General features: G+C 44.4%; 12 protein-coding genes. 8 read left to right on the top strand and 4 right to left on the bottom strand.

Features of this window, described 5'->3' with window-relative positions; genetic code table 11:
* Nucleotides 1-7 precede the first annotated feature (7 nt).
* The 8 genes from asnS to ACWPWY_RS11250 all read left to right on the top strand — a co-directional run bounded on the left by asnS (nucleotide 8) and on the right by ACWPWY_RS11250 (nucleotide 9,284).
* The gene (gene asnS, locus ACWPWY_RS11285) at nucleotides 8-1,303 is read left to right on the top strand and encodes an asparagine--tRNA ligase (RefSeq protein ID WP_454191784.1); all 1,296 of its coding nucleotides are present in this window, start codon (nucleotides 8-10) and stop codon (nucleotides 1,301-1,303) included.
* A 20-nt stretch (nucleotides 1,304-1,323) separates the two neighbouring features.
* Nucleotides 1,324-2,031, top strand: coding sequence for a DnaD domain protein (locus ACWPWY_RS11280; RefSeq protein ID WP_454191783.1), 708 nt, complete (start codon nucleotides 1,324-1,326; stop codon nucleotides 2,029-2,031).
* Nucleotides 2,032-2,145: 114 nt separating this feature from the next.
* On the top strand, nucleotides 2,146-2,754 hold the full coding sequence (locus ACWPWY_RS11275) for an RNA polymerase sigma factor (protein ID WP_454191782.1): 609 nt from the start codon (nucleotides 2,146-2,148) through the stop codon (nucleotides 2,752-2,754).
* Entirely contained in the window at nucleotides 2,747-3,247 is a 501-nt protein-coding gene (locus ACWPWY_RS11270; protein ID WP_454191781.1) for a hypothetical protein, read from the top strand. Before ACWPWY_RS11275 ends, ACWPWY_RS11270 begins: the two co-directional genes overlap by 8 nt.
* A gap of 40 nt (nucleotides 3,248-3,287) precedes the next feature.
* Nucleotides 3,288-4,571, top strand: coding sequence for a multi-tm2 domain protein (locus ACWPWY_RS11265; protein WP_454192862.1), 1,284 nt, complete (start codon nucleotides 3,288-3,290; stop codon nucleotides 4,569-4,571).
* A 470-nt stretch (nucleotides 4,572-5,041) separates the two neighbouring features.
* Nucleotides 5,042-5,785 carry a LytR/AlgR family response regulator transcription factor gene (locus ACWPWY_RS11260; RefSeq protein WP_454191780.1) on the top strand — a complete coding sequence of 248 codons (744 nt, stop codon included), beginning with the start codon at nucleotides 5,042-5,044 and terminating at the stop codon, nucleotides 5,783-5,785.
* A 3-nt stretch (nucleotides 5,786-5,788) separates the two neighbouring features.
* Nucleotides 5,789-7,093 (top strand): GHKL domain-containing protein, encoded by a 1,305-nt coding sequence (locus ACWPWY_RS11255; protein ID WP_454191779.1) that lies wholly within the window; start codon nucleotides 5,789-5,791, stop codon nucleotides 7,091-7,093.
* Nucleotides 7,094-7,214: 121 nt separating this feature from the next.
* Nucleotides 7,215-9,284, top strand: a complete 2,070-nt coding sequence (locus ACWPWY_RS11250) for a serine hydrolase domain-containing protein (RefSeq protein ID WP_454192861.1) — start codon at nucleotides 7,215-7,217, stop codon at nucleotides 9,282-9,284.
* A gap of 301 nt (nucleotides 9,285-9,585) precedes the next feature.
* Here the strand turns inward: ACWPWY_RS11250 and ACWPWY_RS11245 are convergent, their stop codons facing one another.
* From ACWPWY_RS11245 to proC, 4 genes are read right to left on the bottom strand one after another with little or no spacing between them, the layout of a single operon-like run.
* Complete coding sequence (locus tag ACWPWY_RS11245) at nucleotides 9,586-10,236, bottom strand: methylthioribulose 1-phosphate dehydratase (RefSeq protein WP_454191778.1); 651 nt, start codon at nucleotides 10,234-10,236, stop codon at nucleotides 9,586-9,588.
* The gene (locus tag ACWPWY_RS11240; RefSeq protein WP_454191777.1) at nucleotides 10,233-10,907 is read right to left on the bottom strand and encodes a 2-hydroxy-3-keto-5-methylthiopentenyl-1-phosphate phosphatase; all 675 of its coding nucleotides are present in this window, start codon (nucleotides 10,905-10,907) and stop codon (nucleotides 10,233-10,235) included. The genes ACWPWY_RS11245 and ACWPWY_RS11240 overlap by 4 nt, the downstream gene beginning before the upstream one ends.
* Nucleotides 10,908-12,128: a 2,3-diketo-5-methylthiopentyl-1-phosphate enolase gene (locus ACWPWY_RS11235; RefSeq protein WP_454191776.1), complete on the bottom strand. Its 1,221-nt coding sequence runs from the start codon at nucleotides 12,126-12,128 to the stop codon at nucleotides 10,908-10,910. It lies immediately after the preceding gene.
* Nucleotides 12,125-12,994, bottom strand: coding sequence for a pyrroline-5-carboxylate reductase (proC, locus tag ACWPWY_RS11230; protein WP_454191775.1), 870 nt, complete (start codon nucleotides 12,992-12,994; stop codon nucleotides 12,125-12,127). The genes ACWPWY_RS11235 and proC overlap by 4 nt, the downstream gene beginning before the upstream one ends.
* Nucleotides 12,995-13,002: the final 8 nt, after the last annotated feature.

Here is a 13,002-nt window from a genome sequence, read left to right as displayed (position 1 = left end):
GATCGGAATGAGCACGAAAAGTGACATTCGCAATGTCAGCAAGCATGTTGGAGAGACAGTGACGATCGGTGCTTGGATTAATAACAAGCGCTCCAGCGGTAAAATTCAATTTTTACAGCTTCGCGACGGTACAGGCTATATCCAGGGAGTTGTAGTGAAAAGTGAAGTTTCTGAAGAAATTTGGAACAACGCCAAATCTCTTACTCAAGAAAGTTCACTTTATGTAACAGGAGTGGTTCGTGAAGAGCCGCGCAGCCAGTCTGGATATGAACTTACGGTAACAGGAATTGAAATTATTCATTTAACTGAAAATTATCCAATTACACCGAAAGAACACGGTGTTGATTTCCTAATGGATCATCGCCACTTGTGGCTTCGTTCGAACAAACAGCGTGCAATTATGGTGATTCGTGCGGAAATTATCCGCGCAGTTCAGGAGTATTTTGATACCAATGGATTTACGATTGTAGATCCTCCGATCCTGACACCTTCTTCTGCTGAAGGGACAACCAACTTGTTCCACATCAAATACTTTGATGAGGATGCATACCTGACACAGAGCGGTCAGCTTTATATGGAAGCAGCTGCAATGGCTCTTGGTAAAGTTTATTCCTTTGGTCCTACTTTCCGTGCAGAGAAGTCCAAAACTCGACGTCACTTGATTGAGTTCTGGATGATTGAACCGGAAATGGCATTTGTGGATCATGAAGAAAGCTTGCGTATCCAGGAACAATTCATTTCACACGTAGTACAGTCGGTAGTGAAAAACTGCCGAAAAGAGCTGGAAAGCATCGGCCGCGATATCTCCAAACTTGAGAATATCCAAGCTCCATTCCCTCGTATTACTTATGATGAAGCAATTACTTTCCTGCAAGGAGAAGGTTTTGATATTCCATGGGGTGAAGATTTTGGTGCTCCTCATGAAACAGCGATTGCCGAAAAATACGACAAACCTGTATTCATTACTCACTATCCAGCAGGAATTAAAGCTTTCTATATGAAACCAGATCCGAACCGTCCAGAAGTGGTATTGTGTGCAGACATGATCGCACCGGAAGGATATGGCGAAATTATCGGCGGGTCCCAGCGTATTGATGATCCGAAACTGATGGAAGAACGTTTTGAAGAACATAATCTGTCCCGTGAAGCTTATCAGTGGTACTTGGATCTCCGCACATACGGATCTGTTCCTCATTCCGGGTTTGGTCTTGGACTTGAACGGACAGTAGCTTGGATTTGCGGACTTGATCATGTACGTGAAACGATCCCATTCCCACGCACACTGTATCGTCTTTATCCGTAAGGATCGTAGGAGGTATGTAAATGAGCGAACCAGGTGAGGGTACATGGGTGAAAGGTATTGCTTACGGGATGTCTATGGGGAGCGTCCAGCTCCCTTATGCATTGCTCCGTTATTACACCCGGCTTGGTTTGTCAGATGGTGAAATGCTTCTGATTCAACATCTGATATCATTTCAACAGCTGGAGGGAAATGATTTTCCAACGCTGGAGGAATTGGCAGTTCGAATGAACATACCGCCGGATCAGGTTGCTCGTGGCTTGCAAAGGCTGATGAGAGATGGTTTTGTTAGTATAGATGAGGATATGGATGAAGCGAGTGGCATACAATATGAGCGGTATAATGTGCTTGGATTATATGTAAAACTTGCGGAATGTCTTCAGGAAGAATCATCTTCTCCTGCTTTTGCACGAAATTCCGCAGCATTATCTTATCAGCAGAATTCAAGACAAACGATGGAAGAAGTCGAAGAACGTAATATGTTTCGGGTTTTTGAGAATGAGTTCGGCAGACCTCTATCTCCCATGGAATATGAAACGATCTCCGGCTGGATCGATCAGGATCGATACCCTGAAGAGTTGATATTACTTGCTCTGAAGGAAGCTGTGTTTGCTGGGAAAGTTCATTTCAGATATATTGATCGTATATTACTGGAATGGAGTCGCAATAGGGTTAAGACAACCGAGGATGTAAAAGCATACGCCGCCCGCTTCCGTAATAGTGGACGTTAATTATATAGGTAAAAAAAGGCACTCCTTTATAAGGGGTGCCTTTTTTCGCTCTTTTCGCGATAATATGAATAAAAGGTTGGTAGAATTCAAAAAAATATTTCTTTTATATAAAACTTGCAGGGATGTGATTCGTTCATACGTCTACTTATATGGGGAAGGAGGAGAGAGACCATTGATGAAGCTAGATTAATTGAACAAATTGTCCAAGGAGATCATGCGAAATACCGTGAACTTATTAATCAATACGGAAAACATATTTTTCAAGTTACGTATTCCGTTCTTCATCATGTTCAGGATGCTGAGGATGCCGCACAGGAAGCTTTCGTACAAATCTTTAAATCTCTCCCCCAGTACCGATCGGAAGGGTTTAAGACTTGGATTACACGAATTGCACTGAATAAAGCGATTGATATGAAGAGAAAAGTGAGCCGCAGAGTGGTTACCGAAGCGGGACATGAGAACGATGTAATACATATACCTGACCGGCATGCGGATACGGTGTATCAATTGCTTAAGAAAGAAAAAAAACGAGAATTGCTGCAAAAAATCAGAATGCTTCCTCCCAAGTATCGTGATATTATCATTCTCTATTACCTAAAAGAAAACAATTATGAGCAGATAGCGGAGGAATGCGGTATTGCTGTAAAAACCGTAGAATCTAGATTATACCGAGCAAGAATATGGATAAGGCAACATTGGAAGGAGGAAGAATGGCGTGAATAACCATAATAATGACCGCTATGCGGGTTATATCAAAGGGACGCTTACCCAAGCAGAGAGAGAAGAGTTAGAACAACGGCTCCTTATAGATGACGAAGCGCTAGCCTCCTATCTGATGTCCCTTCAGTTATTGAGTCAAAATGAACAAGTGGAACATCAAAACAAGAACAACGTAATGTTTACTTTTCCGGATATACCAAATCAAACGGCATTCACCAAGCGGATCATGAAGCAAGTTAGTTCTATGGTAAGAAGAGAAGAAAGAAAGAAGAAATCAGGCAAGCATCAGTGGGAGCATCTTCTCAGTCATAAAATGATTCACTATATGGTAGCCGCTTCGATAACTGTGATTTTTATATCTACAGGTGTGTTTGATCGGTTGGCCCCTGGTAATGTATACAAGATCGAGACCCAAGCAACACCCTCTTATAGTGAGATATTGACCCAAAAAGCCACAGGCTGGCTAGATACGCTTAAACCAAACCAGAATGAATAGATTTACATTCGTTTTATGAAAGGGAGACAATGAGATGAATATGCAGCAAGACAGAAGTAAACTGCTTGCCTTTTTACTTAACTTTGTGCCGGGACTTGGACATTATTATTATAAGAGCCGGATAAAAGGCTTTATTTATGGATTTTTGTTTTTTGGAGTGGTAGGATTGGCTTTCTTAGTTGCTCTTGGAAGTGAAATGGAGTTTGCTCTCGTACTGTTACTAGGGGCTGCATTTCTGTGGCTTATCAGTATGTTCGATATGGTCATTAAACTACTGCGTGCACCCGATCATTCTTTGTATCCGCTGGGTTATCCAGGCTATGTTCCCAATGCAGAGACGTACGGGCAAACTGGGCCCGCAGTAGATCCAAACGTAGACCCTAATCATTCCTTCTACGGCATGCAACACGATCAAGGACCTGGGATGGGACCTTCTCCTGGTTTTCCGCCACACGAAGGATACGTATATCCGAATCAAGGAAAAGGAAAGGAAAGTGAACGGTTTTTCACGATTCTCTTATCGTTCGTCCCAGGACTCGGACATTTGCACATGGGGCTATTGCAACGCGGACTTTCTTTTCTAATCGGCTTCTTCGGACTCTCGATTATGCTACTATTTACGGCGTTCATTTCAGGGGAAGAAGTCATCCTATTATTTTTACTTCTACTGCCGGTGATGTGGCTGTATTGTATGTTTGATGCGGTTCAGCATCTGCATCGTAAGCAAGCGGGTGAAATTCTTGAGGATAAGACATTGTTTGAACAGTTGGAACACGGCCGCAGTCATGGTAAACGTAGTAAGGTAATCGCGACGTTACTTGCTGCTTTCCCTGGGGCAGGTCAGATGTATTTAGGACTTCAAAAAAGAGGGCTTCAGCTTATGGTGATCTTTTTAGGGAGTATCTATATTTTGGACTTGCTGAATTTATCGCTCTTCCTCTTTCTGATACCGGTCATTTGGTTCTACAGTTTCTTTGATGGGCTTCAGCAGGCGAGCAAATATGGAAGAGAACCCTTATACGATAAACCGGTAGTCGAAGCGTGGACGCGTTATCAGCGGTGGATCGGTGCAGCTTTGTTATTCCTTGGTGTGTACTATATTTTGCTAAGACTCGTAATTCCAGAGCTTGAGAGCCGCTTTGAGTCTCTACAAGTCTTTTACAGTCTTCAATCTTATATGAATACCCTGGTTGTATCACTTCTCTTGATCGGTGGCGGGCTGAAGTTGCTATTTTCTCCAAAACATAAAGAAGATGAAGGTGAAAGATTGCTCAGAGAACTAGAACGTGATATGGATCTATCCTCTTATCAAGATAAAGTGTAAATTCGCGTAATATAAACGATGATAAATAATCGTAGAACAGCCGACTAGGCGTTTCTACGGTTATTTTGTATATTCTGTAAGTAGCAGAGAAGAAGTTATCAGACAGTCTTTTAATGGGTTTAGAAATTTCAGTAATGTTTGAATGGCTTGATTATAAAATAAGGGTCACATAACAAACCCAGTACCCGTACCGGGTTTGTTATTGATACTCACTAATAGCTTGACCATTCTATTGCCGATCAGATATTATGAGGCCATTATACTGCCAACAAGGGGAAATAACGTAAAGTTGGAAACTACATCTTTAAAGAAAAACGCTTTGAATGCCTTTGATACTATGTTGGAATTAGAACATTAGCAGGAATTGAATGGTGGGATTCATGTTATGTTTGGCTTAGAGAATGAGTTTGAGGAAACCAAGTCCAAGATACTTGATGATAAACTAAATTCGAGCGGTAAGGAGCGGCTAAATGTATAGGATTGCCATATGTGATGACGATGAGCGGCAGAGAGAACAGGTCAGGCGGATGCTGCTCGCTTTATCTGTAAAAGCAGGGGTCGAGTTTGAGGTGATCGAGTTTAAGTCTGGTGAACTGTTGATTGCGCATTATGAGTATCGGAAAGCTCCCTTTCACATTCTCATTCTTGACATCGAAATGAGCAGGCTGAACGGTATTCAGACCGCGCAGAAGCTAAGAGCGATGAAGCGGTATGACGAACAGATTGTATTCTTGACAAGTTATGCTGAATATATGCTGGAGAGCTTTGATGTGGTCACCTTTCAATATCTAATTAAGCCGGTCGAACCGGAAATCTTTGAGATGAAGATGTGGAAGCTGTGCCAATATTTTCAGGATCGTGAGCAGAATATTCTGATTATCAAATCGTCGTATGAGGAGATTGTACTGCGGCAGGATGATATTATCGCGATTGAAGCTACTAAGAGTTTGACGGTGAAAAGCAAGCTGAAGTTCACGACCGTCGATGCCGTTTACGACGATGGCCGTGGTTTGATCTCAAGCTATGCAGCAGAATTGAAGAACAGCAGGTTCCTGCAGATTCACCGCTCTATTCTGATTAATCTGCTTCACGTACATAAATTTGCCGGCAGTAAAGTAGTGATGTCAAATGGAATGGAACTTCCGATTGGTCGGTCTAAGGTCAAGGAAGTCAAGGATGCTTGTACTAAATTCATGGTCATGAAGGGGGATTGAAACATGCATCTCAGTCTCCTGCTGCTGAACACAGGTGTCGCGCTGGTCATGGCCGTACAAGTGAACTTTTACTTTAACTCCGTCTTGGGCAAGGAATATAGCAAACCGGGAAAATGGGTGTATATTCTTGCATTCCTTATCTTAAATATGGTGTATTTGTCTGTATATTTTTCATCGCTATGGTCCTCGCTAATTGCGCTGGCAGTAATCTTTTGTCTATCTATGGGGTACGAGGCGAGCATTCGTCTGAAAATCGTATTTTCCGTCCTTTATACGGTGCTGCTTACGCTCGTGAATAACATTTGCTTGTTTTTGCTGGATCCTTCAATCTCTGTGGCAGCGGAAGATTCCAGCTTCACCCTCGAATCTGGGCAAGTGTTATTTGCCTCTAGTCTTTTGCTTAGCTGCACAGTAATGTTCGCGGTCATTCAGATTATCCGGTTCTTCGCCAAACGCAGAAGTTATCCGCTGCAATTCCGGTATTTCCTGCTGTTTCTCATTGTGCCGATTATAAGCGCTTACCAGGTGAACGTACTGACTGTGTACAGCGAAAAAAATATCCATTATTTCCTGTCGGTGTCCGGTTTCATTGTTCTGAATGTTCTGGTAGTCTATATTCTCGATACAGTGATTGCCAGATTTCAACTTCAACACGAGAATGCTCAGCTTCAGCATCAGATGGATTACCAGGATGCCAATTATGAAAAAACGGTGCACAGCTTCAAAAAAATCAAAGGTATGATTCACGATACGAACCAACATTTTCTGTATGTGAACGAATGTATTGAACGGGGGAGGACAGCCGAAGCGAGCGAGCATATCCGGATGACGTTGAACATGATCGAACATGCCTATCCCAAAGTGAACACTGGTAATTTGGCGATCGACGCATTGGTGACCAATGCACTGAACATCGGACAGGCTAACGGGATTAGAATGGTTACGGAGCTTCGTCTATATGACCGGGAACTTGAGATTGAACGTTATGATCTGTGCGTGGTGCTTGGCAACATGCTTGATAATGCAATTGAGGCTTCGAAAAAAGTGAAAATCACTACCGACCGCTATATCTGGCTGCACATCCGTTCCAGCGAAGCTGCACTATTCATCCGGATTCGCAATCAGGTAGACCGGGAGGTGGCAGATTTGGACAGCCGGAAAGCAGACTCGGATCACCACGGTTTTGGACTGACAAACATTCAGCGTATTTGCGATAAATACGGCGGTCATATGACGATCGAAACGGGGTCTCAGACCTTTGATAATATGGTTGTACTGCCATTTGACACTAAGAATTCCCAGGTATAATACCATTCGGGGATTCTTTTTTTCGTTTCAGGACATTTTCGGTTTTTCTGCCTTTTTCCCTTGTATGCTGAAGTCAGAACAATAATCTGAAACAGAGAGAGGGAGTAGAAAGATGAACAAGATGAAACGGATGAGCGCGACAGTGATGGCTGCGCTGATGCTGGTGCTGCCAGTGGCAGAAAGTAAGGCACAGGCAAATAGTGGACCAGTAACAGGAGACTTAGCCGGGAAGAAAGCGATCGAAATAGTAGAGACACTTATCGGCAACTATGGCGTTAACGGCGTCCAATATGCAATCCGAGACGAGGGTAAAGTTGTTCTCTCGGGAGGTCTCGGAGTGAATGAGGCAGGAAAGAAAGCGCCGATTACGGAGGATACGATGTTTGGTATCGGCTCCGTCAGTAAAATGTATGTGACCGCCGCAACGATGATGCTTGCCGATGCTGGCAAGGTGGATATTGATCAGCCACTACTAAAATATATTCCCGAGTTCAAAATGGCTGACGTAAGGTACAAGCAAATCACACCCCGTATGCTGATGAATCACTCGGCGGGACTCTATGGTTCACATTACAAAAACAGCATATTGTTTAATGACAATGATACGGAGAATCACGACAGCCTGCTCGAAAACCTTCGCTCCGAGCGATTGAAGTCAGATCCGGGTGAGTATTCGGTCTACGCTAATGACGGATTTCAATTGTTGGAAATTCTGGTCGAACGGGTGAGCAACATGAGTTACAGCGAGTTTCTGGCCCAAGGCATCAGCGGTCCGCTGAAGCTAACTTCTACGAATACGCCGCTCGACGATTTTGATCGCAGCCGGCTTTACCCGGTTCGTTTCCCGGGTATTCAAGGAAAGCTGCCAACAGAGAACGCTAACGTGCTCGGAACTGGCGGCATCTATTCGACTGCAGAAGAATTGACTCTGTTCTCGGAAGTACTGACGGGAGAACGGCCCCATTTGCTGTCCGAAGCGTCGGTTTCCGCCATGCAGCAACCTGAATATCGCAAAGGCGTCTGGGTCAGTGACGAGTCGAACATCTTCAGCTATGGGCTCGGCTGGGATTCGGTCGATCTGGCTCCTTTCGACGATTACGGCATCAAGGCATTGACCAAAGGCGGAGATACCATTATGTATCACTCCGCACTCATCGCTCTGCCGGAAAAAGACATTTCAATTGCGATGCTTACCTCAGGCGGCTCTTCCATTCTGAATACGGCTGCGGCGACCAATATTCTACTGGCGTACTTGAAGGAGACAGGGGACATAGCGAAGATTCAGCCAGACAAGACCTTTCAAGTTTCCGTTAAAAAAGACATGCCAGACAACCTGAAATCTTACTCCGGCTTGTATGGAACGGCTGGATCAACGCTCCGGATTACGGTCGGCAACGGGAAAGTAGATCTTCCCGGGATGATGGACGGGTTGATTCCTGCGCAAACCTATGTATATACCGGCGACCACGAATTTACCAGTAAGGATGGAATCACAGTTATCAGTTTTGATGAACAGAAGAACGGACACACGTACGTTAGAGTCAAGAGCTACCTGGACTTTCCCGGCATTGGGCAGTCAGTGATTGCCTATTACGAATGGCAAAAACTGAATGACAATCAGCTGGGTGGTACAGTCACGAATACCTGGAAGGAGCGAAACGGGAAGGCGTATTACGCGGTAGATGAGAAGATTAATTCACTGTTCTACCTCTCTCCGGTGGTCCTTACAAAAAAGGTTGCATTTGATAAGCAAGCCGGGTATGCGAACGGAGCAAAAATCATGGACATCGACCATGCGGTAAATATCATTGAAATTCCAGTGATGAACGGTCGGGATGTCACCGACCTGACCTTCTTCCGGAAAGATGACATCGAATATTTGCAGGCCGATGGCCGGACCTATATCAGCGAGGCGGCTGTGAAGCCGATCTACGCAGGTTCAGCCTCTGATGTCAGCATTCCGGCGTCAGGTAACGCAAGATGGTTTAAGGTCGGTGAGGGTGCAGTAAGCCGAACCATGACGGTTGATCTGCCGCAGCGTGGCGGCTTCGCCGTTTACGATGCGAACGGAGTGCCGGTGAATCTTTCGACTGCCACCGGTAGTCGCACCGCTGTTCTGCCGAAAAATGGTTTGATTGTATTCGGCGGCGGAGCAGGCGAAGTATTTAAGATTACGCTGGGGGCTAAGTAGTTCGAACGTTAAGTATCTCTGTAAAAGCTATGTTTGAATACCAAAAGGAACTAGATGGCACCCAACTCGGATACCATCTAGTTCCTTTTAATAGTTGATATATTGATTGACTGTTACCTATGTAATGGGAACAATCTATGGTTGATATATTTGTAATATATTATTTCGAATGAGGTGCGGAGAGTATGCACACTGACTTCACTCTCTTGGGTTTTCTTGTTTGGTCACTTGAAAACTTCGTCAAGTGGGGGTGAAGTCCATTTTTTATATTCAAAATTCCTTCGTGTAGCATGAGTTTAGGTTAATGCAAATGCTTAAGTAAAAGTTGGCGGTACATTACTTCAAACAAGAATTCAAATGCCTCCAGATGCTTTCTTGCTTCAAACGCGTTTTTTCCCCACACATAAATGCCGTGATTCCGAAGCAGGATCCCAGGAACGTTCTTCTGAAGTACGCCAGGTACCAGCTCGGCAATGGAAGGGATATGTGCATAGTTAGGAAGAACAGGCACCTCTATAGTGGCATTTTCCTCCCAGATGTTAAAAGCTTTAATAAGTTCAATGCCTTGAATTGGTACATGACCTTGGTCACCGTAATATTCACTGATCAGGTTATTGAACACGGTATGTACATGAAAAACAGCCCCGCAGCCAGTCAAACGATAAATTTCGCAGTGGATTAATGTCTCCGCACTAGGTTTTAAGTTGGTCGCTTCGCAAGCTTTTCCATCCTTGTCTACAAAGAGGAAGTCTTCCGGTGTGCGGGCTGCTTTGTCTTTACCGCTTGCGGTAACTGCAAAATGAAACTGCTTGGGATCAAAATCTCCAACACGCATGGATAGATTACCGCTTGTGCCGGGAAACCAGCCTCTTTTTGCAAAATCATCTTTTACATCGGCTAGTTCGGAGAGAACACGGTTTTTTTCTTCTGTGGTGATAGCTGAAAAAGTCATTTTATTGCCTCCTGAGCTCGTTTCAATTGTAAGTCCTCTACTATATCGAAGAAAGTAGTAAAGGGAACATGTGGAACTTGTAACTCTTCACATTTCTTCGTCAAGATCGAACGGGAATAGACTAGGTCAGCAATTTTAGCACCTTGGAAGTCTGTGAGACTGTCACCGATGAGTATACGTTCATAGGAATTTGGATCGAATGTACGCATAATGGTTGCTTTACACATCCCGCAATCATTCGTGCAAGGGGCTTCACAAGGATGAGGCCAAAGAATCTGAATATGATCTCCCGTAAAATCAGCACGGTTACAATAAATATGATCATTTGGAATCCCAAATGGAGCAAGCAGAGGATCAATAAAGAAATCCATACCGCCGCTCGTTACATAAAACTCTATCCCTTCGTTACGTACATAGCTAAGGAACTCAGTAAAGCCATCGCGTATCCCCGCTTGTCCTAGAACAAACTCGATCACTTCATTCTTTTGCGCAGAAGGAATGAGAGCGAACATGGCGCTTACCCCTTGTTGCAAAGAAATCTTCTGATCGACCGTATCTTTCATAATCGGCTCATAACCGGCAGGCTGAAAATGCTTCATGATGGCTACGATATTATCGGATAACGTGATCGTTCCGTCAAAATCGCAGAAAATAACGGTTTTTTTACTCACTTATTTTTCTCCTCCCCAAAGTTGCAGGGCACTTTTCAGCTCAGGACGGGTAGAGGCATAATCCGAAAGCGGTATTCCTTGCTGTGCTGCTTCAATCGCTTGAACAAATGCACGTCCTCCAGCTTCTGTACCCATCGGATGACCGTGAATTCCCCCGCCTGCATTTACAATAACATCTGTACCGAAATCTTGTAAGATCAGTGGAACAAGCCCAGGATGAATTCCGGCAGATGGTACAGGCATACTTTGTTTTACGGACAGCGCTGAGGTTAACAGCTGTTCTTTAATTCCCATATTTTCTTCCCGCGGCATCGTTACAGATCCGTAAGGCGAAGGGAAGAGAACGAGATCGGCTCCCGCAAGACGCATGAGCTGTCCAAGCAGGACAGATGCAGAGATACCGTGATAAGGAGAAGGATAATAAGCGCCAGCAAGTGCGGGATGAGCCATAATCGGTACCGGAATTTCTGGATCTTTACTCAGTTCGTGCAGGACATCATACCCGTATGATAATACATTAAAGAGAAGAGCGTTAGCACCTGCATCAATCGCTTTTCGAGCTTGCTCATGTAGACGAGAAGTCGGACCGGTGAGATTTGTTGCATACAATAATTTTTTACCGGTTTCTTTACTCGCTTCTTCCGCAGCTCGAATACATACTTCTACCCTTTTTTCAATGGGAGTCAGTTCATTCTCGAATAGAATTTCATCATCTTTAATTAAATCCACACCGCCAAGTGCCTGGCGCAGAAATTGTTCCCGCAGTTCTGCTGCATTAAGACCGATCACTGATTTAAAAATACTCATCAGCAGCGGGCGATTCGGTACACCGAGAAGGTTTCTTACCCCTTGAATACCAAACTTAGGTCCTGGGAAATGGGAAGCAAAGGCATCAGAAAAACCAAGCTGCATAAGCTTAATTTTGCCGTCCATTGATATTTTTCCAAATACCGTAACGAGCAGTGCCGGGATGTCTTTGCTGAAATTAATATCGGGATATGCAATCGTTACATCTCCGTAACGCTCTCCGGATTGTGCGTTTTCAGGTTCATGTACTTGCACTTCAAGCACTTGTCCTAAGTGCTGTTTCATTGCCTCTCTTTTTACTTCCGGTAATTCCGTCCAGCTTCCCACAGTCATACCGACAGCAATGGACTCTGCTTTTTTGTGGAAATTCGCTTTATCATCGTAAATCCGGTACGTTGCTGTACAATAATTCAATTGATTTCCTCCTTTAAGGCATTGCCCATTTCACGAGAACGCTCTGCACAGCGATCCACAGCAGCAATAACCGTCTCTTTGAAATTCCCTTTAGCTAACACTCCGATAGCCGCCTCAGTTGAACCATTAGGGGAAGTTACTTTTTTGCGTAAATCTTGCGGATTTTCACCAGTTTGCTGCACCATTTGAGCTGCACCAAGTACGGTCTGTACGGTTAGTTCACGGGCTTGCCCCAAAGTAAGTCCGCCCTTCACACCTGCTTCGATCAAGGATTCCATCATATAATAAATGTAGGCGGGCCCGCTTCCTGAGACTCCGGTTAAGGTTTCAATCGTAGATTCGTCGACGATAGTGACAATGCCTACCGCCTCAAATAAGGTGCGGACTACCTTTTGCTCTTCGTTACTCACTTCTTCTGAAAAAGCAATACCGGTTGCACCGAGACCAATCGTACTGGACGTATTTGGCATCGTGCGGACAACCGGATGTTTTTTGCCAAGAAGCGTCTGCATTGTTTCTATAGTCATTCCGGCTATAACCGACACCACGAGTTGCCCAGGGGATAGAAGCGGTCCAAGATAACGGAGGGCTTCCGCCGCATCTTTGGGTTTCATCGAGAGGACGATAACATCAGTCGTTTGCAGCACATCTTCTTTGGCAGCTGCTTCACGTACCGTAATGACTCCATATTTATTTTCTAGTTCTTGAAGACGTTCTTTATTGCTGCGGTTCATCATGGTGATGGACGTAGGAGAAAGCACACCTTTTGAAATGAGCCCTCTTGCAATCGCTTCGGCCATGGACCCCGCTCCATAAAAAGCAACTTTTTTCTGAATGAGTGTATGAATTTCGCTCATCGATGTCATTCCTCCTG

It is taken from the genome of Paenibacillus sp. Marseille-Q7038, assembly GCF_965111595.1.
This window is presented reverse-complemented; position numbering and strand designations above follow the sequence as displayed.